The 22,936-nt window shown below is 60.1% G+C and carries 21 protein-coding genes and 1 pseudogene; 2 read left to right on the forward strand and 20 right to left on the reverse strand.

Annotated features, from left to right (window positions below; genetic code table 11):
• Positions 1–150, reverse strand: a pseudogene (locus ACZRMS_RS22365) (electron transfer flavoprotein subunit beta/FixA family protein); the annotation flags it as partial.
• Positions 151–701: 551 nt separating this feature from the next.
• Between ACZRMS_RS22365 and ACZRMS_RS22370 the strand changes: the two are divergent.
• On the forward strand, positions 702–2,366 hold the full coding sequence (locus tag ACZRMS_RS22370) for an electron transfer flavoprotein-ubiquinone oxidoreductase (protein ID WP_463997115.1): 1,665 nt from the start codon (positions 702–704) through the stop codon (positions 2,364–2,366).
• Positions 2,367–2,520: 154 nt separating this feature from the next.
• On the opposite strand, the gene ACZRMS_RS22375 is transcribed toward ACZRMS_RS22370, so the two are convergent.
• Positions 2,521–3,414 (reverse strand): AraC family transcriptional regulator, encoded by an 894-nt coding sequence (locus tag ACZRMS_RS22375; protein ID WP_048358779.1) that lies wholly within the window; start codon positions 3,412–3,414, stop codon positions 2,521–2,523.
• Between the two features lie 180 nt (positions 3,415–3,594).
• On the opposite strand from ACZRMS_RS22375, the gene ACZRMS_RS22380 reads away from it, so the two are divergent.
• Positions 3,595–4,659, forward strand: coding sequence for an NAD(P)-dependent alcohol dehydrogenase (locus tag ACZRMS_RS22380; protein ID WP_463997116.1), 1,065 nt, complete (start codon positions 3,595–3,597; stop codon positions 4,657–4,659).
• Positions 4,660–4,776: 117 nt separating this feature from the next.
• Here the strand turns inward: ACZRMS_RS22380 and ACZRMS_RS22385 are convergent, their stop codons facing one another.
• From ACZRMS_RS22385 to mltG, 18 genes are all read right to left on the reverse strand, one after another.
• Entirely contained in the window at positions 4,777–5,562 is a 786-nt protein-coding gene (locus ACZRMS_RS22385; RefSeq protein WP_463997117.1) for an IclR family transcriptional regulator, read from the reverse strand.
• 65 nt (positions 5,563–5,627) lie between these two features.
• Complete coding sequence (locus ACZRMS_RS22390; protein ID WP_463997118.1) at positions 5,628–6,938, reverse strand: MFS transporter; 1,311 nt, start codon at positions 6,936–6,938, stop codon at positions 5,628–5,630.
• 130 nt (positions 6,939–7,068) lie between these two features.
• A complete protein-coding gene (dgoD, locus tag ACZRMS_RS22395; protein ID WP_463997119.1) occupies positions 7,069–8,217 on the reverse strand; it encodes a galactonate dehydratase in 1,149 nt (382 codons plus the stop codon).
• A 40-nt stretch (positions 8,218–8,257) separates the two neighbouring features.
• The gene (locus tag ACZRMS_RS22400) at positions 8,258–8,887 is read right to left on the reverse strand and encodes a 2-dehydro-3-deoxy-6-phosphogalactonate aldolase (RefSeq protein WP_463997120.1); all 630 of its coding nucleotides are present in this window, start codon (positions 8,885–8,887) and stop codon (positions 8,258–8,260) included.
• A gap of 1 nt (position 8,888) precedes the next feature.
• Positions 8,889–9,878, reverse strand: a complete 990-nt coding sequence (locus ACZRMS_RS22405; RefSeq protein ID WP_463997121.1) for a 2-dehydro-3-deoxygalactonokinase — start codon at positions 9,876–9,878, stop codon at positions 8,889–8,891.
• A 142-nt stretch (positions 9,879–10,020) separates the two neighbouring features.
• Positions 10,021–10,989: an L-arabinose ABC transporter permease AraH gene (gene araH, locus ACZRMS_RS22410; RefSeq protein ID WP_463997122.1), complete on the reverse strand. Its 969-nt coding sequence runs from the start codon at positions 10,987–10,989 to the stop codon at positions 10,021–10,023.
• A 25-nt stretch (positions 10,990–11,014) separates the two neighbouring features.
• Positions 11,015–12,547, reverse strand: a complete 1,533-nt coding sequence (araG, locus tag ACZRMS_RS22415; RefSeq protein WP_463997123.1) for an L-arabinose ABC transporter ATP-binding protein AraG — start codon at positions 12,545–12,547, stop codon at positions 11,015–11,017.
• 31 nt (positions 12,548–12,578) lie between these two features.
• Positions 12,579–13,583 carry a substrate-binding domain-containing protein gene (locus ACZRMS_RS22420; RefSeq protein WP_463997124.1) on the reverse strand — a complete coding sequence of 335 codons (1,005 nt, stop codon included), beginning with the start codon at positions 13,581–13,583 and terminating at the stop codon, positions 12,579–12,581.
• A gap of 60 nt (positions 13,584–13,643) precedes the next feature.
• Positions 13,644–14,462 carry an SDR family oxidoreductase gene (locus ACZRMS_RS22425; protein ID WP_463997125.1) on the reverse strand — a complete coding sequence of 273 codons (819 nt, stop codon included), beginning with the start codon at positions 14,460–14,462 and terminating at the stop codon, positions 13,644–13,646.
• 232 nt (positions 14,463–14,694) lie between these two features.
• Positions 14,695–15,570 carry an SMP-30/gluconolactonase/LRE family protein gene (locus tag ACZRMS_RS22430; RefSeq protein ID WP_463997126.1) on the reverse strand — a complete coding sequence of 292 codons (876 nt, stop codon included), beginning with the start codon at positions 15,568–15,570 and terminating at the stop codon, positions 14,695–14,697.
• 22 nt (positions 15,571–15,592) lie between these two features.
• Positions 15,593–16,156: a DUF1285 domain-containing protein gene (locus tag ACZRMS_RS22435; RefSeq protein ID WP_463997127.1), complete on the reverse strand. Its 564-nt coding sequence runs from the start codon at positions 16,154–16,156 to the stop codon at positions 15,593–15,595.
• Between the two features lie 15 nt (positions 16,157–16,171).
• The gene (locus ACZRMS_RS22440) at positions 16,172–16,777 is read right to left on the reverse strand and encodes a DUF4823 domain-containing protein (RefSeq protein ID WP_463997128.1); all 606 of its coding nucleotides are present in this window, start codon (positions 16,775–16,777) and stop codon (positions 16,172–16,174) included.
• A gap of 182 nt (positions 16,778–16,959) precedes the next feature.
• Positions 16,960–17,928 (reverse strand): GTP 3',8-cyclase MoaA, encoded by a 969-nt coding sequence (locus ACZRMS_RS22445; RefSeq protein ID WP_463997129.1) that lies wholly within the window; start codon positions 17,926–17,928, stop codon positions 16,960–16,962.
• 390 nt (positions 17,929–18,318) lie between these two features.
• Complete coding sequence (locus ACZRMS_RS22450; RefSeq protein WP_048358794.1) at positions 18,319–18,960, reverse strand: TetR/AcrR family transcriptional regulator; 642 nt, start codon at positions 18,958–18,960, stop codon at positions 18,319–18,321.
• 430 nt (positions 18,961–19,390) lie between these two features.
• Complete coding sequence (locus ACZRMS_RS22455) at positions 19,391–20,182, reverse strand: TatD family hydrolase (RefSeq protein WP_463997130.1); 792 nt, start codon at positions 20,180–20,182, stop codon at positions 19,391–19,393.
• 32 nt (positions 20,183–20,214) lie between these two features.
• Entirely contained in the window at positions 20,215–21,201 is a 987-nt protein-coding gene (locus tag ACZRMS_RS22460) for a DNA polymerase III subunit delta' (RefSeq protein WP_463997131.1), read from the reverse strand.
• On the reverse strand, positions 21,194–21,826 hold the full coding sequence (tmk, locus tag ACZRMS_RS22465) for a dTMP kinase (protein WP_463997132.1): 633 nt from the start codon (positions 21,824–21,826) through the stop codon (positions 21,194–21,196). Before tmk ends, ACZRMS_RS22460 begins: the two co-directional genes overlap by 8 nt.
• A gap of 12 nt (positions 21,827–21,838) precedes the next feature.
• The gene (mltG, locus tag ACZRMS_RS22470; protein ID WP_463997133.1) at positions 21,839–22,933 is read right to left on the reverse strand and encodes an endolytic transglycosylase MltG; all 1,095 of its coding nucleotides are present in this window, start codon (positions 22,931–22,933) and stop codon (positions 21,839–21,841) included.
• Positions 22,934–22,936 lie beyond the last annotated feature (3 nt).

A 22,936-nucleotide genomic window follows, 5' to 3' on the forward strand; every position in this document is an offset into this window, starting at 1 on the left:
TTTCAGGCGTACGGCTTCTTCCACTGCGATTTCGCAGAAGGGGTTCATCGACATCTTGACGTTGGCGAGGTCAACGCCGGAGTTGTCCGCTTTGACGCGTACTTTAACGTTGTAATCGACCACTCGTTTGACAGCTACAAGAACCTTCATGGATTCCTCGTTACTCTCCGGTGAAAAGAAAGTCGCCTAGGCGAACCTGGCGGTTGATGCTCATTGGCACAAGGGCACCTCCAAAGATCGTTGCCTTCCTTATTAGAAGAGACGAGTGCCAAGTCCTTCTCTTGCGGCCGTCTATCAGGTGTGACTACCAAGTCATCCACCGAAAGGACGTGTAAACTCCGCTCAAAAAATGGCAGGCTCCTACAGGCTCGTGCCTGTGCCCTGTCTTTAGAGGTGCTCTTGAAACCGACAATCAGCCTACGGCGAGCGCAAAACCGACCGTATCTTGACCGGAACGCCATTTGCGGTCAATACAGCAAATAGGCCAGTTTTGAGCCGTGCGTCTTTGTTTTATCTGGCTTGCAGAGGATTCAAACAAACGTTTGTATTGGACGCTGCCAGTGGTGTAGATATAATGCGCGCCCATAGAGAGAGCGGTGCATCATCCATTGCGTCTTCGGCCCCGGGCCGAGGGAATAATGGATGAAACGCCAAACCTCCAATTAGAAAAACACCGTTGAGCCTTGAGTAGGAGATAGCCTGTGGAACGCGAGTACATGGAATTCGACGTGGTCATCGTCGGCGCCGGCCCCGCCGGTTTGTCCGCCGCCTGCCGCTTAAAGCAGAAGGCCGCCGAAGCCGGTAAAGAAATCAGCGTCTGCGTGGTTGAAAAAGGCTCCGAAGTCGGTGCTCACATTCTGTCCGGTGCGGTGTTTGAACCCCGTGCCCTGAACGAATTGTTCCCGGACTGGCAAGAGCTGGGCGCCCCGCTCAACACCCCGGTTACCCGCGACGATATTTATGTACTGCGCAGCGACAGCACCGCGACCAAGGTGCCTGACCTGTTTGTGCCTAAAACCATGCACAACGAAGGCAACTACATCATCTCGCTGGGCAACCTGTGCCGCTGGTTGGCACAACAGGCCGAGAACCTGGGCGTAGAAATCTACCCCGGCTTTGCTGCTCAGGAAGTCCTGTTCGACGAAAACAACGTAGTCCGCGGGATCATCACCGGTGATCTGGGCGTTGACCGCGAAGGCAACCCGAAAGAAGGCCTGTACACCCCCGGCATGGAACTGCGCGGCAAGTACACCTTGTTCGCCGAAGGCTGCCGCGGCCATCTTGGCAAGCAACTGATCGAACGCTTCAAGCTCGACAGCGACGCCGACAGCCAGCACTACGGCATCGGCCTCAAGGAAATCTGGGAAATCGATCCGGCCAAGCATCAACCAGGCCTGGTCGTTCACACTGCCGGCTGGCCGCTGGACATCATCAGCAGCGAAAATACCGGCGGCTCTTTCCTGTATCACCTGGAAAACAACCAGGTCGTTGTCGGCCTGATCGTTGATCTGTCCTACAGCAACACCTTCCTGTCGCCGTTCGACGAGTTCCAGCGCCTCAAGCATCACCCGGTGCTCAAGCAGTACCTGGAAGGCGGCAAGCGCATCAGCTACGGCGCCCGCGCCCTGGCCAAAGGCGGTCTGAACTCCCTGCCAAAAATGGTCTTCAGCGGTGGCGCACTGATCGGTTGCGATCTGGGCACCATGAACGTGGCCAAGATCAAGGGCAGCCACACGGCGATGAAGTCCGGCATGCTGGCGGCAGAGGCTGTGGCAGATTCGCTGCTCGCTGACTCCGAAGGCGGTGACGTACTCAACACCTACGTAGAAGCATTCAAAGCCAGCTGGCTGTTCGACGAACTCTTCGCCAGCCGCAACTTCGGCCCGGCGATGCACAAGTTCGGTCCGATCATGGGCGCGGGCTTCAACTGGATGGATCAGAACATCTTCGGCGGCAAACTGCCGTTCACCCTGCACGACACCAAGCCAGACTACGCCTGCATGAAGCTGGCCAAGGACTGCAAGAAGATCGACTACCCGAAACCAGACGGCAAACTCAGCTTCGATAAACTCAGTTCGGTGTTCATCTCCAGCACCAACCATGAAGAAGAGCAGCCGTGCCACCTCAAGCTGCGTGACGCGAGTATCCCGATCAGCGTTAACCTGCCGCTCTACGACGAGCCGGCACAGCGTTACTGCCCGGCGGGCGTTTACGAAGTGATCACCCAGGAAAGCGGCGAGAAGCGCTTCCAGATCAACTCGCAAAACTGCGTTCACTGCAAAACCTGCGACATCAAAGACCCGTCGCAGAACATCACCTGGGTTACCCCTGAAGGTGGCGGCGGTCCGACTTACCCGAACATGTAAGTCAAAAAAGGCTCCTTCGGGAGCCTTTTTTATTGCCCCCGGATTTGTGGGAGCGGGCTTGCTCGCGATGGGATCGCCCAGGTTTGCCTGACAGACTGCGCTGCCCGCATCGCGAGCAAGCCCGCTTCCACAACACGCCCGTCACACCGGCTGGCTAGCACCCCACCCCTTCATGCCCCGGGCTGCGCTCAAAGTAGCGTTTGTACTCGCGACTGAACTGCGACGTGCTCTGATAGCCCACCCGCAACGCCACCTGCGCCACCCCCAACCCTTCGCTCAACAGCAACTGCTGGGCCCGCAACAATCGCAGGCGCTTGAGGTACTGCACCGGCGACAGCAAGGTGCTGCGCTTGAAATGCTCATGAAAGGTCGACGCGCTCATGTTGGCGCAACGGGCCAGCGTCTCGACATTCAGCGGCTCGGCAAAGTGCTCATGCAAATGGCTCAACGACGCCGCCACCCGCGCAAACTGCCCCTGCTGCTCGACCAATGCCCGCAACACGCCCGCCTGCGGGCCGCGCAAGGCCGCGAACAGCACTTCGCGCAACCGCGCCTGGCCCATGATCCGGCACTCCAGCGGGTCATGCAGGCAGCGCAGCAGGCGCTCGACCGCCTGGCGCATGTCGTCATCCAGAACCGCCGAGGTCATCGACTCCGGCGTCTGTGCCACGGCACTGCGGTCAGGAGCCAGCCCCATGGCCAGTACCAGCTCGCCCAATACGGCGCGGTCGATACTGATGGCCACGCCCAGCAAAGGGGCGTCTTCAGAGGCAAAGGTTTCACACTCGAACGGCACCGATAACGCCTGCACCAGATAATGCCCGGCACCGTATTCCATCGTGCGCTGCCCCAGGTAGGCCAACTTACTGCCTTGGGCTATCACCATTAGGCTAGGCTCATAAATCTGCGGCATCCGGGCCACTACCCGGCACGCCGAGACCACACGAACTTCAGGCAGCAAAGTCGACACAAAGCCGGTTTGTGTGGCCAGCGGCTCAATCAGGGACACCAACATGGCGTTCTCATCACGATGACGAGTCAAAAACATGGATAGAAGTTCACAAGAGGAATAGACAGCCGCATCTTCGCAGAATTGGTCAATAAAGCGACACTTCCCCCTCGACGCCGGAGTAATAGGCATGACAGGCGGAGGAATCGTCATAGTCCTGAAAGACTTGTAAGCGCAAAATTGCGTCCTGTTCACAGTCAACGCTACGCGAGGTTTTCCATGTCCAATGTCACCTACAACGCTATCGGTTATGCCGCTCAGAATGCCAAGGCCCCTTTGGCGCCAATGCAGTTCAACCGCCGCGCCCCGCGCCCGGACGACGTCGCCATCGAAGTGCTGTACTGCGGCGTTTGCCACTCCGACATCCACCAGGCACGCAATGACTGGGGCTTCGCGACTTATCCGCTGATGCCCGGCCATGAAATCGTCGGCAAGGTGACGGCCATTGGCGACAAAGTCACCAAGCACAAGGTCGGCGATCTGGTCGGTGTGGGTTGCATGGTCGATTCGTGCCGCACCTGTTCGGCCTGCAAGGAAGACCTGGAGCAATACTGCCTGGAAGGCATGACCCAAACCTACGCCAGCCCGGATCGCATCGACGGCACCCTGACCATGGGCGGCTACTCGAACAATATGGTTGTCAGCGAACACTTCGTGCTGAGCATCCCGAAAAACCTCGACCCGGCCAGCGCCGCTCCACTGCTGTGCGCCGGTATCACCACCTATTCGCCGCTGCAACACTACGGCGTCGAGCCAGGCGACAAGGTCGGGATTCTGGGCATGGGCGGCCTGGGCCACATGGGTATCAAGTTCGCCAAGGCCATGGGCGCGCAAGTGACCCTGTTCACACGTTCCCAGGCCAAGGCAGAAGAGGCCTACCGTCAAGGTGCCGACCACGTGATCGTGTCCACTGATGACGAGCAGATGAAAGCCGCGGCCGGTACCTTCAACTTCCTGCTGGACACCATTCCGGTGCCGCACGACCTGAACCCCTACCTCGAAACCCTGACCTTTGACGGCGTACACATTCTGGTTGGCCTGATCGAACCGGTCGAGCCGGCACTGAACGCCTTCAACCTGGTGTTCAAGCGCCGCGTACTGGCCGGTTCGTTGATCGGTGGCATTGCCGAAACCCAGGAAATGCTCGATTTCAGCGCCGAGCACGGCATTACCTGCGACATCGAAATGCTCGACATCAAAAACATCAACGAAGCCTTTGAGCGCGTGGTCAAAGGCGACGTGAAGTACCGCTTCGTGATCGACATGAAAACGCTGAAAGCCTAAGCACTGGCTTTTGCGGGAGCGGGCTTGCTCGCGATTGCATCACTGCGGTCCTTGAAACAAACCGCGCTGGCTGCATCGCGAGCAAGCCCGCTCCCACATTCAATTGCGTTGAGGGTCTTACCCCCCCAACTCCGCCGAAATCTGCTGCGCTGCATGGGTAATGACCGGGATCAACCCGGTCATTTTCTCCAGTGACATGTAAGGCACGGTACTGGCGATACTGATGGCAGCCACGATTTTGCGGCTGGCATCGCGTATCGGTGCCGCCACACAACGGATCGACGGTTCGTTGTCCTCCAGATCAAACGCATAGCCGCCCGCTACATAGCTGCGCATGCGCTCTTCGAACTGCTCCCACGACACTTCCTGATGCTCAGGCCACTGCAGGTTTTTGCCATCGGCTGGATGGCTGGCCTCATACAGGCGCCGCCATTCCCCCACCGGCGCATCCAGCAACATCGCCTTGCCGATACCGGTACGCGCCAACGGCATGCGATGCCCTACCCGCGAACGCATTTCCGGGCCATTGCGCCCCGGGTTCTTGTGCAGGTACAGCACCTCGTCATCCTCACGCACCGCCAAATGAATGGTGTCGCCGGTCAACAGCGACAACTTGTCCAGATATGGCCCCGCCAGCGTCACCAGCGGCAACTCTTCACGGGCCTGAAAACCCAGCTCGATCAGTTTGGGCCCCAGCAGATACCCCACTTTTGGCAACACCCGCAGGTAACGCTCGTCCACCAGGCAACTGGCCAGACGGTGCGTAGTGCTGCGCGTGGTCCCGATCACCCGAGCGATGTCCTTGAGGTCGCGCGCGCCATTGGCCACGGCCTGCACCACCGCCAACCCGCGGAGCAAGGTTTGGGTACCGGTGGGTGCGATTTTTGTGGAGTCGTCCTGCATAGCCAGCCTTTCCATTGAGAGGGGGGAGAACCGGGCAGCATTATGGTCGCCCGGCGGGCTGACTTCTACAGTTCGATCCGTTCAACCTTGCCCACCAGCAAGATGTAGGACAGTGCACCCAGCAGCGCCAGCACCGAAATGTAGGTGATTGCCGGGGCGAACGAGTCGCCGGTGGCCAGGAAGCCAATCACGATCGGCGTGGTAATCGCCGACAGGTTGCCGATAAAGTTGAACACCCCTCCGGTCAGGCCCAGCAGGCGCGCCGGGGCCAGGGTCGACACCAGCGACCAGGTGATCGATGCCAGCCCGTTGCCGAAAAATGCCAGTGCCAGGAATGCAATCACCAACGGCGTGGAGTCGACAAAGTTGGCGCCAATGATCGACGTCGAAATCAACAGCCCGCCAATGATCGGCAGCTTGCGGGCAAAGCCCACCGAGTAACCGCGACGAATCAGCCAGTCGGAGAAAAACCCCGAACACAGCACGCCGACAAAGGCGGCCAGGAACGGCAGCGAAGCCAGCAGGCCGGACTTGATGAAGTCCATGCCGCGGTACTTCACCAGGTAAGTCGGGAACCAGGTCAGGAAAAACCACAACGTCGAGTTCAGGCAAAACTGCCCCAGGTAGATGCCCCACAGTTTGCGCTTGCTGAGCACGATACCCAGGTCCAGCCAACTGAACGGCGCCTTGCGTTTGGCGGTCTGGGTCTGGATATCCACCAGCCCGCCGCCCTCGCTGATCAGGTCGATTTCCGCCTGGTTGGCGCCCTTGAAATCACGCGGCTCGCGGTACACCGCATACCAGATTCCGGCCCAGATAATCCCCACCGCACCGGTGGCGACGAACACCATGTGCCAGCCCCATTGGTGCTGCAACCAGGCCAGTACCGGGGTCAGAAACGCCAGCCCCACAAACTGCCCGGAGGTGTAGAAGCCAATGGCGGTGGCGCGTTCGCGTTCGGGGAACCAGGTCGTCACCACACGGCTGTTGATCGGGTACGCCGGGGCTTCCAGCGCACCCACCGCCATGCGCAACACGAACAGGGCGATAAAGCTCGCTGCGAAGCCAAGCATCACCGTGGCCACCGACCACAGCAACAAGGCGACGCTGTAGAGAATGCGCGGCGGCACGCGATCCACCAGCCAGCCGCCGGGGATTTGCATGGCGGCGTAGGTCCAGCCGAAGGCCGAGAAAATCAGCCCGACATGCACCGGGTCCAGCCCCAGATCCGTGGTCAGGGCGGGAGCGGCAATCGACAGGTTGCTGCGGTCCAGATAATTGATCACCACGGTAATAAACAGCAGAACCATGATGAAAAAACGCTTGCGGCTAGGCGCCACTAAAATCGCGGGCGCGACAGTGCTTGCAGATGACATGGGCATGCCTCTTTTTTATGGTTATTGAGGTCGTTTACAGCGGTGGGAGCGAGCCTGCTCGCGATTGCATCAGCCCGGTATTGCAGTCACACCGGGTTGGCCAAATCGCGAGCAGGCTCGCTCCCACAACTCACCACTCGGCGAAGCTGCCATCGGCATGACGCCAGATCGGGTTGCGCCAGCGGTGACCCACCAGCGCGCGCTCCTGCACGTACTCTTCGTTGATCTCGATCCCCAGGCCCGGGCCGTTGGGGATTTTGACAAAACCCTTGTCGTAGTCGAACACCGACGGGTCTTTGACGTAGTCGAGCAGGTCGTTGCTTTCGTTGTAGTGAATACCCAGGCTTTGCTCCTGGATGAACGCGTTGTAGCACACCGCATCCAGCTGCAGGCAGGCAGCCAGCGCAATCGGCCCCAGCGGGCAGTGCAAGGCCAGCGCTACATCGTAGGCCTCGGCCATGTTGGCAATCTTGCGGGTTTCGGTGATGCCGCCGGCATGGGACGCATCCGGCTGGATGATGTCGACATAACCTTCGCTGAGCACACGCTTGAAGTCCCAGCGTGAAAACAGCCGCTCACCCAGGGCAATCGGGGTGCTGGTCAACGGTGCCAGTTCTTTGAGCGCTTCGTAGTTTTCGCTGAGCACCGGCTCTTCGATAAACATCAGCTTGTACGGGTCCAGCTCCTTCATCAGCACCTTGGCCATCGGCTTGTGCACGCGACCATGGAAGTCCACGCCGATACCGACATTGGGCCCAACCGCATCACGCACGGCGGCGACGTTGGCCAGCGCCAGATCGACCTTTTCAAAGCTGTCGACAAACTGCAGCTCTTCGGTGCCGTTCATTTTGATCGCGGTGAAGCCCCGGCTGACGGCCTCTTTGGCGGCGCGGGCGGTGTCGGCCGGGCGGTCGCCGCCGATCCACGAGTAGACGCGGATCTTGTCCCGCACCTGGCCGCCCAGCAGGTCGCTGACCGACACACCCAGGGCCTTGCCCTTGATGTCCCACAGGGCCTGGTCGATACCGGCCAGGGCACTCATGTGCACCGCCCCGCCACGGTAAAAACCGCCGCGGTAGAGCACGGTCCAGATGTCTTCGATGTTGCGCGGGTCTTTGCCGATCAAGTAATCCGACAGCTCATCCACCGCGGTTGCCACGGTGTGGGCACGGCCTTCGACCACGGGTTCGCCCCAGCCGGTCACGCCTTCATCGGTTTCGATCTTCAGGAACAACCAGCGCGGCGGAACCAGGTATGTCGTCAGCTTGGTAATTTTCATCTTGTTATCTCTCTTGTTCGATGGGGCGCCACAGCGCCAGTCAGTCGGCCTGACGCCGGGTGTTCCAGGCGTGCACATAGGCCTTGGCGCGAACCGCCACGTCAGCCGGGCTCAGACCGGGCTTGAACAACCCCGAGCCCAGACCGAAACCGGATACGCCGGCATCCACAAACACCTGCATGTTGTCCGGGGTAATCCCGCCAACCGGGATCAGCAAGGTACCGGCAGGCAACACTGCCAGCCAGGCCTTGACCACGGCCGGGCCCATTTGCTCGGCCGGGAACATCTTCAGCACATCGGCGCCTTCGGCCAGCGCGGCAAAGGCTTCGGTGGGCGTGGCAACTCCCGGCGACAGGTACAGGCCCGCCGCCTTGGCCGCCCGCAGCACTTTGGGGTCGCTGTGGGGCATCACAATTACCTGTCCGCCCGCAGCCTTGACCTGCTCGACCTGCTCGGGTGTCAGGACCGTACCCGCGCCCACCAGGCAGTCGGCGGGCAAGCTGTCGCGCAAAATGCGGATGCTTTGATAGGGTTCAGGGGAATTGAGAGGGACTTCCAGGGTGCGAAAGCCTTCGTCATACAGCACCTTGCCAATGGCCTGCGCCTCTTGCGGCCGCAGCCCCCGCAGGATGGCGATCAATCCGTTTTGTGCCAATGCTTGCTTGAGCATCTCAGCCCTCCAGATGAGTGTGTTGGAGTAACCCCGCCGCTTGGGCCAGGTGCCATAAACCCTGTTCGGTGGCCTGTTCTGCCAGGCTCACATCGGTAAACCCGCAGGCGCCCAGCGCTCGCTGGTAACGCTCACAGAGTTGGGTGTTACCGATCAGAATGATCGCGGGCAGCGGTTGCCCGCCCAGGCGTTGGCGCAGCGCAGTGCTCAGCGCTGACAGCTCATGGCCGATCAGCAGGCCGGACACGTAGTCGGGTTGCTGTGTGGGGCTCAGTTGCCCGGTCAGGCCCAGGGTGCGGGCACTGAACAAGGTCGACAGCGGGCCGAGTTGACCGACCGGCGACAACGCCACCTCCACTCCGCGCTCGAATGCCGACGCATCAAACTGCGCAGCTTGTTGCTGGGTACGGCCCAGGATCGTGTGTTCGCAAACGGCGGCGTAAAGCTCGCCGGTCATGAAGGTATCGAAATGCACCAGGCAGCTGTCCTGTACCTGCACCCATTTGGAATGGCTGCCAGGCAGGCCGATCAGGCAATCGTTGAGGTGAGAATGGGTGTGCAGCACGCCCAGCACCTGGGTTTCTTCGCCGCGCATCACATTGGGCAAGGTCGAGTGCTCAATCACGCCGGGAACGATGTGCACATCGACACCGCGCACACTGCGCACGACCTGCAAGGCGGTGCTCAATGCCGGGAGGCTGGCGGGGGTTTCGCGGTAAGGGGCTTCGCGCCAGCCTTGAGCGCTGCCGACCATGCCACAGGCGATCACCGCAAGGCCGGGTTGAGCCTGCAGCCAGTCGCCGCACGCATCATCGAAGGCCAGTTCAAAGCCGTCAGTGCACCAGTGACCGGCAACGAACCGGGGCGTGCCCGGTAGCTGCATGATCCCGCAGGCCAGCGAGCGCATTTTCAGCACCTGCCCGGCGGGGCCGAGTAAATAAGCACGAAGGGAGGTAGTCCCCCAATCGAGCGCGATCAATTGCGCCTGCATCGCTTCACCTGTTTTGTTTTTAGCAGTGAATGCTGTGAATCAGTGCAGGCGACTATAAACCTTAGATCACGCAAATCTCAATATATAAATTGCAGTCTCATATATAGGGAAATTAAACCCTGAAAAACCAAACCTCAGGGGGTCAGCGCTGCTTCAACCGATCAATAACGACTGCCAGCAACAGGATCGAGCCACGGATCACGTACTGGTAGAAGGTATCGATGTTTTTAAGGTTCATTGCGTTTTCGATGATGGCCAGGATCAGTACCCCGGCAATCACGTGCCGGATCATCCCTACCCCCCCGCTCAGCGACACGCCGCCCAGCACGCAGGCCGAAATCACGGTCAGCTCAAACCCCTGGCCAATCATCGGCTGGCCCGAAGTCATGCGCGACGCGAGGATCACCCCGGCCAGTGCACCGATCAGCCCGTGGACGGCGAAGATGATGATTTTGGTGCGGTCGACATTGACCCCCGCCAACAGCGCCGCTTCCGGGTTGCCGCCAATGGCCATGGTGTTGCGCCCGTAGGTGGTGTAGTTGAGCAGCCAGCCGAAAAACAGGAAGCACACAATGGTGATCAGGATCGGCACCGGTACGCCGAACAACTGGCCGTTGCCAAAGACGAAGAACGACTCCTGGGACACCCCCACCGCCTTGCCGTTGGCAAAGATGTACGCCAGGCCACGCACGATCTGCATGGTCGCCAGTGTCGTAATCAACGCATTGACCCGCAGCTTGGCGATGACGATGCCGTTGATCAGGCCGACAATCAGCCCCATCGCCAGCGCCGCGCTGACACCCAGGAACACGCTGTCGGTGTCGCGCATGACCACTGCGGCCACGACCCCGGAGCACGCAATGACCGAGCCGACAGACAGGTCGAAATGCCCCGACGCCAGGCAATAGAGCATGGTGCAGGCGGCGATCCCGGTGGTGGAAATCGCCAGCCCCAGGCCACGCATGTTCAGCGGCGACAGGAAGTTGTCGATCAACAGGGTGCAGAGCAGGAAGATCGCAAACGCTGCCAGCAACATCACCCAGTCGTCGAGAAAGCGCCGCATGTCGAGTTTTTTACGGGTTGCCGGCAGCGATGTATTTTGTACGGTCATAAAAACCTCTCAGGGGTTCACGCCATCAGCCGCGTTGGCGTGGCAAGGCCATTTGCAACAGGTTGGATTCATTGGCCTGGTCGCGGGGCAACTCGCCGCTCACCGCCCCTTCACAGAGCACCAGGATGCGGTCAGAAATACCCATCACCTCCATCAGGTCGCTGGACACGACGATCACTGCAATGCCGCTGGCGGCCAGGGTGTGGATGATCTGGTAAATCTCGGCCTTGGCACCGATATCGATGCCCCGCGTCGGCTCGTCGAGCAGCAGCACCTTCATGGGCATCGACAGCCAGCGCCCGAGAATGGCCTTTTGCTGATTGCCGCCGGACAGGTACATGATTTTCTGTGACGCGCTTGGGGTCTTCACTTTCAGCGCCTTGATCTGCTTGTCGGCGTTGCCACGCTCCCACACCCCGCGCAGCAGGCATCCCAACGTCGAGTGGGCTCCCCGGGCGCTGATGTTGATGTTCTCGGCCACGCTGGCCAGCGGCATGATGCCCTCTTTCTTGCGATCCTCCGGGCACAGCAGCACCCCGGCAGCAATCGCATCACGGGGCGAGCGCAAGGTCAGCTGCGCGCCTTGCAGTTCAAGACGCCCGGCGCTATGGCGGGTGAGCCCGCTGAGCATGCGCAACAACTCGGTACGCCCGGCCCCTACCAGCCCGAACAGGCCGAGGATCTCGCCCTGGTGCACCTCGAAACTCACCGGCTCGCGCAGCCCCGGGCCGAGCAGGCCCTCGACCTTGAGCGCCACGTCACCGTGCTCGCGAGGCCGGTAATCGTAGATGTCCTGAATGTCCCGACCGACCATGCACGTCACCAACTGATCGTGGGTCAACTCACTCATCTGCTCGAAGGTGCGCACGTAACGACCGTCCTTGAACACCGTCACCGCATTGCAGATCCGGAACACTTCCTCCATGCGATGGGAGACATAGAGCACCACTTTGCCCTCATCGCGCAGGCGCCCGATGATGGTCATCAGGCGGTCGATTTCACGGGCCGAGAGGCTGCTGGTGGGTTCATCGAAGGCAATCACATGGGCGCCGCGGGACAGTGCCTTGGCGATTTCCACCAGTTGCCGCTGCCCCAGCGACAAGCGGGCGACCTTCTCCTGGGGGTCGATTTCATCAGCCAGGCCCTTGAGCAGCTCCAGCGCGTTTTGCCGCAGAGCACTGCGGTTGATCAGACCGAAACGTGCGGGTAAATGCCCGAGAAACAGGTTCTCGGCCACGGTCATTTCCGGCACCAGGTGCAGCTCCTGGTGGATCACCGCGACCCGGTTGGCGATGCTTTCGGCGGTGGACTTGAAGGTCAGCGACTGCTCGCCGATCTGCAAATGGCCGCTGCTGGGGGTATAGGCGCCCCCCAGGATTTTCAGCAACGTGGATTTACCCGCGCCGTTTTCGCCCATCAGTGCATGCACCTGCCCCGGGTGAGCGGCGAAGCTGATATTGGCCAGCGCCTGTACACCGGGGAAATGTTTGCCGATCCCGTTAAAACGCAGGCTGCCGGTGACGTCCGTTAGTGCTGGATGAGCTGTGTGCTGTTGCATGACCACCTCGGTGCTGAGAACGCAAAACAGCTCAATTCCACAGACCGATCTTGGTCAGTTCTTCCTGAAAGTTGTCACGGGTGATCAGCGTCACCTCATCCATGGCGGTGTACAGCGGCGGCTCTTTGCCTTCGGTGATCCACTCAAACATCATGGTCGCCGTCTTGTAGCCTTCGATATGCGGACTCGGCAGCATGGAGCCGAAGAAACCGCTGTTGGGTTTTTTCAGTTCGCCAATGGCGTCGGTGCCATTGATGCCGATGCCGATCACATTGGCCGCGGCGAACCCGGCACTTTCCGTGGCGCGCACACCACCGAGCACGGTGCTGTCATTCATCCCGCCGATAATCAGGTTCTTCGCGCCACCGGGCAGTTTGACCAGCGCCGAGTTGGTGGCGTCCATGCTGCCGGGCACGTCGAGGGTCTTGAGCGCCGAGTAGAGGATGTGATCGTCGGGCAGGCCCGCGTCCTTCAAGGATTTGACCGAGCCGTCGGTGCGTTTTTTACCGGTGTCCAGTTCATTGAAGGTGTTGATCACCGCGTAAGTATCTTTCCAGTCCCAGTTGCGGTTTTTCGCTTCGGCGACCATTGCATTACCCTGCTTCTGGCCGACTTCGAACGCCGCCATGCCCAGGTACGGCACCTCTTCCATAAACTTGCCGCTGGCATCGACAAAGCGGTCATCCACAGCGATCACTTTCAGGCCGTTGAGTTTGGCCTTGGCCATGATCGCCGGGCCGAGCCCCACATCCGGCGGGCAAATCACAAAGCCCTGGGCGCCGTTGGCCGCCAGGCTGTCGATGGCCGACAGGGTTTTCTCGCCATCCGGTACGGCAATCTTGATCAGGGTGAAGCCTTTGTCTTTCGCGGCTTTTTCAGCGAAAGCCCATTCGGTCTGGAACCAGGGCTCTTCCGCCTGCTTGACCAGAAAACCGATCTTTACCTGCTCGGCGGCCAACAGCGCACTGCTCAGACTGATGGCACCGACGGCCAGGGCCGCACAGCACAGGGAACGAATACCGGGACGATGTTTCATAGCTGACTCCTTTGTTTTTATTTTTAAAGTTTTGAAAGCCTTAAACGTCAAATCATGGGTTCAGTCGTGGTACATCACCGAACGCCCGCCATCGATGGTGATGCAGGAGGCGTTGATAAACGGCGCTTCATCGCTGGCCAGGAACACGGCGGTCATCGCCACTTCCAGCGGCTGCCCGATGCGACGCGGCGGGTGCAGGTCGCGTGCGCGCTGACGCTCGGCATGGGGGTCGGCGAAACCATTCCAGTAGTCGACGTTGAGTTGCGTCTCGATATACCCCGGGGCAATGGCGTTGACCCGAATGCCCTTGGGGGCGTATTCGATGCCCAGGGCACGGGTCAGGCCCAGCAGGCCATGTTTGGCCACCGGGTACGGGAAGCAGCCGGGAATGATGTGGCTCGAATGGGTTGAGGCAATGTTGATGATGCTGCCGATGCCCTGCTCGATCATCTGCGGCAAGACGGCCTTGCAGCCGTACCAGGCGCCGTCCAGGTCGATGGCGAAACAGCGGCGCCAGTCTTCCTCGGTCATTTCCAGAGGGTCACGGAACACATTGACCCCGGCACAGTTGACCAGCACATCGACCCGACCGTGCAGCTCCATGGCCAGTGCGGCCATTGCATGCAGGTCTGCCTGGCAGGAGACGTCGGCCTTGATCGCCCGCACATCTGCACCCTGCTCACGCCAATGGGCGGCGACTTTCTCGACCTTCTCGGCCTGGATATCGCTGATGACCATTTTCGCCTGTTGCGACACAAAGCTGGCGACAATGGCTTCGCCGATCCCCTGCGCAGCGCCGGTCAGCAGTACCACCTTGTTCTTCAGGCGCTCGCCCCGGGGTGGTTCGGCCACCGGCGGCAATGCTAGAGGTTCAGCCATGATTCAAGACTCCTGAAAAAAGGCACGACGAAAGCCGGGCATCTGTCGATGACCGGTTAAAAAGCCTGGAGGGTTGGGTGTGACGGAGGGGCGCGCGGGAACACCCTGGGGTAGATCGGCATCACTTCACCTGTTTTGTTTTTTTAAGTGTGAGTGCGTGGAGCTGTGGCCGACTATAAACCCAGGGCTAGCAATATCTCAATATATAATTTTGCATCCCATATTAAGGGATTTAACCTGCAAATCGTGTACAGAGAACGCCCGGCACTTCGACCCGGATCGACAGTAATGATCCGTCCAGAGGGTGGTTGGCGGGGCTGGCAGCGCTGGTGATAAACAGGGTGCGCAGGTCTGCGCCGCCAAATACGCAACTGGTGGGGCGGCTGACGGGCAGCTCGATCACCCGGTCGACTTGACCATCGGGGGCCAGGCGCAGCAGGCAACTGCCGTCCCAGCGTGCGTTCCAGACAAACCCGTCGGCATCCATCGCCGAGCCATCAGGGCCGCCCAACGGATGCGGGCCGCGCCAGATCTCGGGCGGGCTCAGAAAACCATCGGCCGCCACCGGGTACTGATAAATCGTGGCATCCAGGCTGTCGCCGAAATACAGAGTGGTGCCGTCCGCGCTCCACAACAGTGTGTTGGGAATCCCCAGGCCGTTGAGCAGCGGCGTCACCCGGCCATCGCCCGCGACCCGGAACAACCCGCCACTGCGGCGTTTGATCGGCAAGTCCTCGCCCTGCTCGCCAATGTTGTTCTGCATGGTACCCAGCCACAGCTGGCCCAAGGCATCGCAACGGGCCTCGTTGGGGCGATTGCCCGGCTGCGGGTCGGCGATGCAGAGCAGTGTGAGGCGCGGATCAAGGCCTGGAGAATCCAGATCAAGTCGATATACGCCGCTGCTCAGAGTGACCAGCGCATCGCCGCTGGCACAGGGGATAAAGGCTGAAACGTGCTCGGGCATCTGCCAGATCCGAACGTTGTCACCCTGCAGACGCAGAGCCTGTTTGCCGGCAATGTCGACCCAATACAACGCCTGCTCGGGAGCGTCCCAGAACGGCCCCTCCCCAAGTGTTGCCCGGTGAGGGGTTACGGCTGTCCACGACATAAGTGCTCCTGATTTTTTATTGTTAGGGTTCAGGGCCAATGGGGAAAAACTCGGCACCGCTCCACACGCCCAGCCAGTTCTGCCCGTCGACTTCACGAACCACCGCCAGCTCTACCAGTTGGTAGAACACATTACGATGGATCAGGGCTTCGAGGTTGCGCCGCACATGCACGTAGGGTGCGGGCTCCTGGGTGACCGGGTCAATGACGATACGCAGCGGGTGTTCGCTGCCGGCACTGATGGACTCGTCAACGTTGGTCGTGAAACGCAGGATTTGCTGCTCCCCCGCCCCTTCTACCTCCAGGGCGACCGCGACAAAGGGCGCGTCATCGACTTTGATCCCGACTTTTTCCACCGGGGTGATCAGGAAATAATCATCGCCGTCGCGGCGGATGATGGTCGAGAACAGTTTGACCATGGGCTTACGGCCGATGGGCGTGCCCATGTAATACCAGGTGCCATCACGGGCGATGCGCATGTCGATGTCACCGCAAAACGCGGTATCCCACAAGTGAACGGGCGGCAGGCCTTTGTCAGCCCTGGGGATTTGCGCCAACAGGTTACTGACATCTACCGGCTCGCTCATGTTGCTCTCCTTGTCTTATTGATCGCTCAAGCCTATCAAGCTGCGCGCGTACTTGGCGAGCGGCGGGCCAATCAGGTCGGCCGGCTTGTTGTCATGGAACGTCAGCAAACCGCCACGACTGCGAATGGTGGCGGTGTCGATCAAATACTGGGTACTGGTTTCGATCAGCATCACCTGAATCACGCCACTGTCGATCCCCAGACGACTGATCTCTTCCTGGTCGAGCCATTCGTCGCTGTTGCTGATCCGGTCATCGGCACGGGCGAAACGGGTGTACAGCAAATAATGCGCACCAAAACCCCGGGCCTCGCTCATGGCCTGATCGAGCCCCAGCGGCTCTTTGGCGCGGCGCACCATGGGGAAGTATTCGACAAAACCGTTGAAGGCTTCTTCGGCCACGACATTGGGGCGCACGTACGGGTCACCCATCGGGGCAAACGGCCCTTGGGCGATATAGATAAAGGAGTCGGGCTGGATGCGCAGCGAATTGCTGCGCCGGGTATTGCTGTGATCGAGCAGGCCCGCGTCACTCATCTGATAGCGCGCACCCTCGCCCATGTCGCTGACCGTCATACAGCCACCCAGCGCCAAAAAAGTCAGCCATACAATCAAACCACGCATCCCGCTCTCCCGATGGCCGGTGACAGAAAACCGGCGAGTAACCGCGTGATGCAGATTGCGCGCCAGTTTGCGCGGAACACTGCTTACCTGTGGGAGCGGGCTTGCTCGGGATGCAATCAATGCCACAGACCAGATACACCGCGCTGCCTGCATCGCGAGCAAGCCCGCTCCCACAGATGCCGTTACCCGCCGATGATTTTCATTACAGTGGCACCGCCCGAGAACGCAACATCCTGCTTGTCCCCCAGGGCTTTCATCAACAAGCCTTGCAGCGCAGGCAGCGCCTGATGCCGGGGCTTGTTCAGCAAGTCGCCCACATAGTGGCGATTGCTCGACGACAGGCAACCATGCAACCAGCCCGTGGAGGACAGCCGCAGGCGCGAGCAGGTCCGGCAAAACGGAACGCTTTCGTTGGCAATCACCCCGAAGTAACCGTGCCCGGGGATCTGGTAACGCACCGCCGTGGCGTCGATCGGCGCATCCGCCTGCAAGTACTCGTAGCGTTCGCCAATCAGCGACAACAGCTGCTGCAAGCTGACGAACTGCTGCAGGAAGGCATTGCCATCACTGGCCAGATGCCCCATGCGCATCAGTTCGATAAAACGCAGCTCGTAGCCGCGTTCAAGGCAGTACTCCAGCAGCGGCATGACCTGATCCAGGTTCTGCCCGCGCAACGGCACCATATTGACCTTGATCTTGATTCCCGCTTCACGGGCCTGCTGCATGCCGTCGAGCACGGTCGGCAGGTCGCCGCCCCGGGCAATGCGGCGAAAGGCTTCAGGATCAAGGGTGTCGAGGGAAACATTGAGCCGGCGGATGCCCGCGTCCAGCAACAAAGGCAGCTTGCGCGCAAGCAACTGGCCGTTAGTGGTCAGGCTGATATCACTCAACCCCAACTGCCCGACTTCACGCATAAAGGTTTCAAGCTTTGGGCTGACCAGCGGCTCGCCACCGGTAATGCGCAAGCGCTCGATGCCCGCTGCTTCAATCAGATAGGCCACCCCGCGCACCATGGCCTCGGCCGATAGCTCATCCTGCGCCGCGACCAGTCGCTTGCCGTTGGGCACGCAGTAGGTACAGGCGTAGTTGCAAGCTGAAGTCAGACTGATACGCAAATTGCGAAAACGTCTGCCCTGGCGATCGACAATCATGGATGACTCCGGCACGGGGAAATGGGTCGCCGCAAAACCTGACTCATAAATCAGGTTTTAGCAAGGCCCTAGGGTCTGTTGGCGTTTGGTTGTGGCCGCGCCGATAGTCCATGGGGTGCAGGGCAAGACGCGAGCAGCGTTTTTGGGTTGTTCCAAATAAGCTGCGAGCAACGCCGCCCTGGGCCACATGGGCTATCGGCCCTTCGGGTCGCGTGTCAAATTTCGCCAGGCTGCGTTGCAGGGCTTAAGAAGGGAACAACCATTCCCTTCGCCCTGCGCCTTGCCTGGCAAAATTTGACCCAGCGACGCGGCTCACAATCAAACGTCAACAGACCCTTGCCTGAGTATAAGCTTCAAGGCCATCTGCCATGAAGCAAATGCTGGCGGTGCTTACTCCGCTGGCGGGGTGTCGGTGTCACGTTTGCGCTTGTTGCCCATACGTACCCCGATGTCCATCAGGAACTGAAAGAAACCTTCCTGATCTTCCAGCACATTGCTCCAGAACGGCGAGTGGTACAACGCCACGGCGCCGTGCACCAGGGCCCAGGCCGCGCAGTAATGGAAGTAAGGCGGTACGTCTTCAAGCTTGCCTTCGCTGATCCGGCCCTTGATCAGCAGGGTCAGACGCTCAAAGTTGGAAGCACGGATCTTGTGCAACTCCTCAACCAGCTCGGGCACCTGATTGCCTTTGACGACCTTTTCTTCAAGGCGGTCAAACAGCCGGTAACGCTGAGGGTCACGCATGCGGAATTCAAAGTAGGCCCGCGACAGAGCCTCCTTGTCTTTATCCACGTCAGCGGAATGCAGCAGCTCATTCAAGTCGCGCTCGTAGTCGAGCATCAGGCGCAGGTAGATCTCGGCCTTGGACTTGAAGTGCTTGTAGATCGTGCCTTTGCCGATACCCACGGCATCAGCAATCATCTCGACGGTGACACTGTCTTCACCCAGTTCGAGGAACAGCTTGAGCGCGGTATCGAGAATTTCTTGCTCGCGGCGACGAAACTCACGGACCTTACGGGGTTCTTTGTGCATAAGAAAAGGTCTGTTGGGGTCAAAATAGAAGCGGAGTATTATGCATTAGTCACGCTAAATTGCACGGATCATCCTGCATATCGATGGCTGCAAACGATTTCCTTGCAATTCAATGAGTACTCAAGCGAAGCACGGGTATTCCAAATCTGTTTAAAAAACGATCAATCCCGGCTGGACGTTGGATAAAGCTGACCAATACTTAATATGTCGGCGTGACATCCCCCCCAAAGTGTTTCGCCGATATAGGCAGCAACGGAATGTGTGCCTTTGTTTTACTCCTAATGGTCTTAACCCGGATTCCCCAGAGCCCGGGTTTTTTTTGCCTGCTGTTTACCTTAAAAACGGTGGGAGCGGGCTTGCTCGCGATTGCATCACTGCGGTCTTTCTGACAGACCGTGTTGCCTGCATCGCGAGCAAGCCCGCTCCCACGTCAGATTGACTGCGCAACCCGAGCCAGCGGGAATAGCCGCTGGAAGTTTTCAGTCGTTTGCTCGGCAAAACGCTCGTAGGACTCACCGCGCAACATGGCCAGAAACTCTGCCACTTCACGTACGTACTGCGGCAGGTTCGGTTTGCCACGATAGGGGATCGGTGCGAGGTAAGGCGAATCGGTCTCGACCAGCAGGCGATCTGCTGGCACCTGACGGGCAACATCGCGCAAAGCGTCGGCATTGCGGAAGGTTACGATCCCCGACAAGGAAATGTAGTACCCCATGTCCAGCGCAGCCTTGGCCATGTCCCAGTCTTCGGTGAAGCAGTGCAACACACCGGCCTGGGGCAACGCCGCCTCACGCAGCAGGGCCAGGGTATCGGCGCGGGCGCCGCGGGTGTGGATCACCACAGGCTTGCCGGTCTGCCGGGCCGCGTCCAAATGTACGCGGAACGACAGTTGCTGCAACTCGGCGGCTTCGGGCTCGTAGTGGTAATCCAGGCCTGTTTCGCCAATGGCCACCACCCGCGGGTGGTTCAACTCGCCCAGCAGCCAGTCCAGCGCTGGCGCGGCTCCCGGCTGAACATCCAGCGGGTGGACGCCCACCGAGCAATCCACATCGGCATAACGGTCCGTCAGGGCTTTGACATCAGCCGCGTTGTCGGCACTCACGCCGATACACAGAAAATGCCCGACACCGCGCTGACGCGCAGCCTCGAGGGCCGCATCCAGCGAGCCGTCATGGGCACTCAGATCAAGACGATCGAGGTGGCAATGGGAGTCAACGAGCATACAAAAATTACCTGTTTTTCAATTCGATCAAATCAGCGCTGGCCGGGCAGGCCTGCCCATTGCACCAGTAACGCCTCAAGCAACAACACCCGGTTGAGGTTGGCCTTGCCCAGTACTTTCTGGCGCTGGGCGAGAATCCAGTCCTGAATATTCAGGACCTTGTCCTGCGGGGTTTTCTGCGCCAGGTATTGCAGCACTTTACGCATGTCTTCCAGCCCAAGGCCGGCTTCGTCCTCGGTCAGCTGATAACGCAGGATCAGGCTCGACCAGTCGCAAAACCAGTCGAACAAGAGCAGCAGCGCAATTGCATTCCAGCTTTCAGCCAGTTGCGTGGCTGACAATTCGCGTTTGAGCAGCTTCTTGACCCCGTCCACGACGGCCGCCCGCTGCTCGCGAACACCCTGGGCCTGCAATTTGACAGCCGCCAGTGGCGAACCGGCGGCAAGGGTCAACAACTCGGCCCGCTCGGAATCGCTGGTATCAGGCAGAGCGCCGGCCAGCCATTCGAGACTCAAGGCCTCGCTCGGCAAAGGGCAGGCCTGCTGCACGCAACGGCTGCGAATGGTCGGCAGCAGCCGGCTGGACTGATGGCTGACCAACAGCAAGACAGTGTTGCCCGAGGGTTCTTCAAGGCTTTTGAGCAAGGCGTTGGCGGCGTTGATGTTCATCGACTCCACCGGCTCGACCAGCACCACCTTGCGCCCGCCCAATTGGGCGGTCTGCACCACAAAGCTGACCAGGTCGCGCACCTGATCGACCTTGATCGCCTTGTCAGCCTCTTCAGGCTCAAGGATGTAGTTGTCGGGATGGCTCCCGGCAGCCAGCAACGAGCAGGACTTGCACGCGCCGCAGGCTTCAAGCCCGACCGGCTGCTTGCACAGCAGGCTGGCCATCAGTCGCTCGGCCAGCGCCCGCTTGCCGATACCCGCCGGCCCGTGCAGCAAATAGGCGTGGGCATGTTGCGCACGCCCGGCCATCTGCTGCCACAGGCTGTCTTGCCACGGATAGGCCTCAGCCACGGTGTAGCCCCAACATTTGCGGTAACAATACGTCCAGCTGGCCCTGCACCTGCTCCAGGGTTTGCGCGGCATCGATCAGGCGGTAACGCCCGGGTTCGGCGGCGGCACGGGCGAGGTAGGTACTACGCACGGCATCGAAGAACGTGCGCCCTTCCTGCTCAAAACGGTCCAGACGACCGCGGGCACTGGCCCGGGCCATGCCGACTTCAATCGGCAGATCAAACACCAGGGTCAGATCCGGACGCAGCGCGCCTTGAACAAAGGTTTCGAGGGTCGCGATGCGTTCGTGCGGCACTCCACGGCCACCGCCCTGGTAGGCGTAGGACGCATCGGTAAAACGATCACACAACACCACCGCACCACGGGCCAAGGCCGGGCGAATGACTTCGGCCAGATGCTGGGCGCGGGCGGCGAACACCAGCAGCAGCTCGGTGTCGGCACACATGGCGTCATCGCTGGGCGTCAGCAACAGCTCGCGGATACGCTCTGCCAACGGTGTACCGCCGGGTTCGCGGGTCAGCACCACGTCGATACCTTCGGCGCGCAAACGCTCTGCCAGGTACTCACGGTTGGTGCTTTTGCCCGCGCCTTCGGGGCCTTCCAGGGTAATAAACAAGCCAGTCACAGGCAGCAATCCTTAATCAGTGTCTTTCGGGCCTTGCGGTCCGACCGGGGTACTCGCCGGCTCGGTAGCAGGGGTCGGCGCAGGGCTCGAGCGGTAATCTGCCCGGCGCTTGATCTGGAACTCGCGCACGGCGCTGTTGTGAGCATCCAGGTCATCGGAAAACGTGTGGCTGCCATCGCCCTTGGCCACAAAATACAGGCTGGAGCCGCTGACCGGGTGCAAGGCAGCGTGAATCGCTTCACGCCCGACCATGGCAATCGGCGTCGGCGGCAAGCCGGGGATGGTGTAGGTGTTGTACGGCGTAGGCTCACGCAAATGGGCCCGGGTCAGCTTGCCGTTGTAACGTTCGCCCAGACCATAGATCACCGTAGGATCAGTTTGCAGCGGCATGCCGATATTCATGCGACGCACAAAAACCCCGGCAATCTGCCCACGTTCCTGGGGCACACCGGTTTCTTTTTCGACCAGCGAGGCCATGATCAGAGCCTGATATGGCCCGGTGTACGGCAAATCAGGCGCACGCTGCTCCCACTCTTGGGCCAGAACCTTCTCCAGCCGGTTGTAGGCTTTTTCGAGCAGTTGGGCATCTGTCATGCCCCGCACAAAGCGATAGGTGTCAGGAAAGAATCGGCCTTCGGGGAATACACCCGGATGACCGAGTTTTTCCATGACCTCGCTGTCGCTCAGGCCGTCGAGGGTCTGTTCGATTTTTTCATGTTTGGCCAGGGCACTGCGTACCTGGCGAAAGTTCCAGCCTTCGACCAGGGTCAGGCTGTATTGCACCACTTCGCCACGTTGCCACAGGCCAATCAGGTCCTGGGCGGTCATGCCTGGGGTCATGCGGTATTCACCGCTGTGCAGGGGCTGGCCCTCAAGATTGAAGCGCCAGTACAAACGCAACCAGAACGCATCGTTCAGGATGTCGTCGGCTTCGAGACGGTTGAACGTGCCGGTCGGCGTGGCGCCAGCCGGTACGTCGAGCAATTGCTCTTGCGTCAGGTTGAGGGGTTGTTCCAGCGCGGAGTTGAGCTTCCAGGCACTGGCGCCCAGCAGCAAGCCCGCCAGCACCAGACCTGTCTCCAGCAGCACCAAGAATTTACGTTTCACGAA

Source organism: Pseudomonas sp. B424 (genome assembly GCF_055408345.1).